Genomic DNA, 2,020 nt, shown 5'->3' with positions numbered 1-2,020 from the left:
GCGCCCTGCCGTGAACGACAACCTGGGCGGTCATATCCCTTGTCGGTTTGATAAGAATGGGGTTCATGTCCGTCGTAGCCGTAATCCCGCAGGCTTCCGCCTGAACGCCCTGCGCCCGGCCGATCTCTTTGCCGTCTAAGGTAACATAGGAGTTCAGCGCCATATTTTGCGATTTATAAGGCGCCGTCTTGAAGCCGTCCTGAACCAAAATCCGGCAGACCGCCGTGGTGATAATGCTTTTGCCAACGTCGGACGCCGTTCCCTGGAACATAATCGTTCTCGCTTTACTCACTTTCCCTCACCTCTTGACCCTCGCATTCGGTCCATTCCCCATGCCTAAGGGGATTCTCCCAGAATGGCTTCTTCCCGATATGCGCGAGCCATGAATTGATGACTCCGCCATGGGTAACAATTAGAATCCTGCCGTAATCCTGCCCGCTCACTTCCTTCATAAAATGGCACACCCGGCTGCGGACATCGGATAGCGATTCTTTCCCGCCGGGCGGGGTCCGCGTCTCGATCTGTTCGTACCAACGGGTCATTTCTTCGGGAAAGCGGGCCATCGCTTCTTCATAAGTCAATCCTTCGATCCAGCCGAAATCCGTTTCTCTCAGTCTTGCATCCGCGATCAGCGGAGGCTGGGTTCGGCCTGCACCGCATACCGCCCGCTGCACTTCGCAGGCTGTCTCGCGGGCTCTCCGCAGATCACTGCAATAAATGGCATCCAAATGAAAATGCGCCAAAGCGCTGCCCAGTTCCTTCGCCTGCTTCCTGCCCAGCTCATTTAGCGGCTGATCCGTATGCCCAAGGTAGCGCCGCTGCGTATTCCACTCCGTAGCTCCATGCCTGGCTAAAATAATCTTGGTTAGCGGGACGTTCAATCTGTTCCCTCCGCTTCCCGCCGATTGCAGAGAGCGCCGCGCAGCGCGGCAATCAAGCGTTCATTCTCCATGCATGTTCTAACCGCAATCCGAAAGTATCGGGTGTCCAGACCGGCAAAGCCTGCGCACCCGCGAATCAGAATGCCTTGCTGCCCCAGTAGGAGTTGGAGCTCTGAGGCATCCGGCCCGGAGGCGCCGATGCGGACCAGAATAAAATTGGCTTTTCCCGGATACGGCAAGCAGCCCATTCGCTTTAATTCCTCTTCCAGCCAGGCCCGCTCCACGGCTACGAGCCGCTTCGTGCGCGTTTCGTATTCGGTCTGGTTTAATGCGAACACCCCGGCTTTTTGCGCCAAATGATTTACGCTCCAAGGCACCTGCAGCTTCCGAATGAACGAGATATTGTCCGGATGGGAGGCGGCGTAGCCCAGGCGCAATCCGGGGATGCCGTAAAATTTGGTCATAGATCGGATAACGATCACATGTCTGGAAGCAGCCGCCTCGCGAATGAAAGACAGCTCTCTCTCGTCCTCGAAAAAGTCGATAAATGCCTCGTCCAGCACAAGGGTGGTATTATGCGCTGCGGCTGTGTCCGCAAGACGAATCACGGCTTCCCTGTCCAGCCACTGTCCCGTAGGATTGTTAGGCTGGCCAATAAACAGCAGGTCCGCTTCTTCGCAGGCGGCGAGCAGCGCTTCCTCAGGGATGGCGAAAGCGTCGTCCGCAGAGGCGGGAACGGATAGAACTTCGGCACCGGCTTTTAATGCGGCTTCGGCATATTCCAGAAACGCCGGATTAATCACCGCTACTTTCCCCGGTTTAAACCCTCGCACGATCAAATCAATGATTTCGGCGGCCCCGTTGCCAACCAGAATGGACGCAGGGTCAATATTATATTTTTGCGAAATGGCTCTTCGCAGTTCCCGGGATTCAGGGTCAGGATAGTGAACCAGCCCCGTCCATTCCTCATGAAGGACATCCTTTAACCCCGGCGGCGGTCCCAGCGGATTAATATTCGCGCTGAAATCCAGCATTTCCCGTGCAGGAACTCCGAACAGTTCAACCGCCGTAGTCAAGTCTCCTCCATGACCGTTTCGCTCAAGCATGCCTTCTCCCCCTGTTTTAGAACGATATATATA

Annotated in this window: 3 protein-coding genes; all 3 read right to left on the bottom strand. The window is 55.6% G+C overall.

Going from position 1 to position 2,020, the window contains the following annotated elements; genetic code table 11:
• The coding region (locus L691_RS28690; RefSeq protein WP_456320014.1) for a nucleotide-binding protein at positions 1-271 on the bottom strand (271 nt) is incomplete at its 3' end.
• Positions 272-284: 13 nt separating this feature from the next.
• Complete coding sequence (locus tag L691_RS0112105; protein ID WP_025690793.1) at positions 285-881, bottom strand: histidine phosphatase family protein; 597 nt, start codon at positions 879-881, stop codon at positions 285-287.
• Positions 878-1,987 carry a threonine-phosphate decarboxylase CobD gene (gene cobD / locus L691_RS0112100; RefSeq protein WP_025690792.1) on the bottom strand — a complete coding sequence of 370 codons (1,110 nt, stop codon included), beginning with the start codon at positions 1,985-1,987 and terminating at the stop codon, positions 878-880. Before cobD ends, L691_RS0112105 begins: the two co-directional genes overlap by 4 nt.
• Between the last annotated feature and the right edge of the window lie 33 nt (positions 1,988-2,020).

The organism is Paenibacillus zanthoxyli JH29 (assembly GCF_000520715.1).
GTDB classification, from domain to species: domain Bacteria; phylum Bacillota; class Bacilli; order Paenibacillales; family Paenibacillaceae; genus Paenibacillus_AQ; species Paenibacillus_AQ zanthoxyli.
The sequence above is the reverse complement of the archived record's forward strand: the minus strand, read 5'-3'. Positions and strand labels throughout refer to the sequence as shown.

Bases quoted from the DNA above. Each gene is read 5' to 3' on its own strand.
- cobD (WP_025690792.1), bottom strand. From the start codon at position 1,987: ATGCTTGAGCGAAACGGTCATGGAGGAGACTTGACTACGGCGGTTGAA.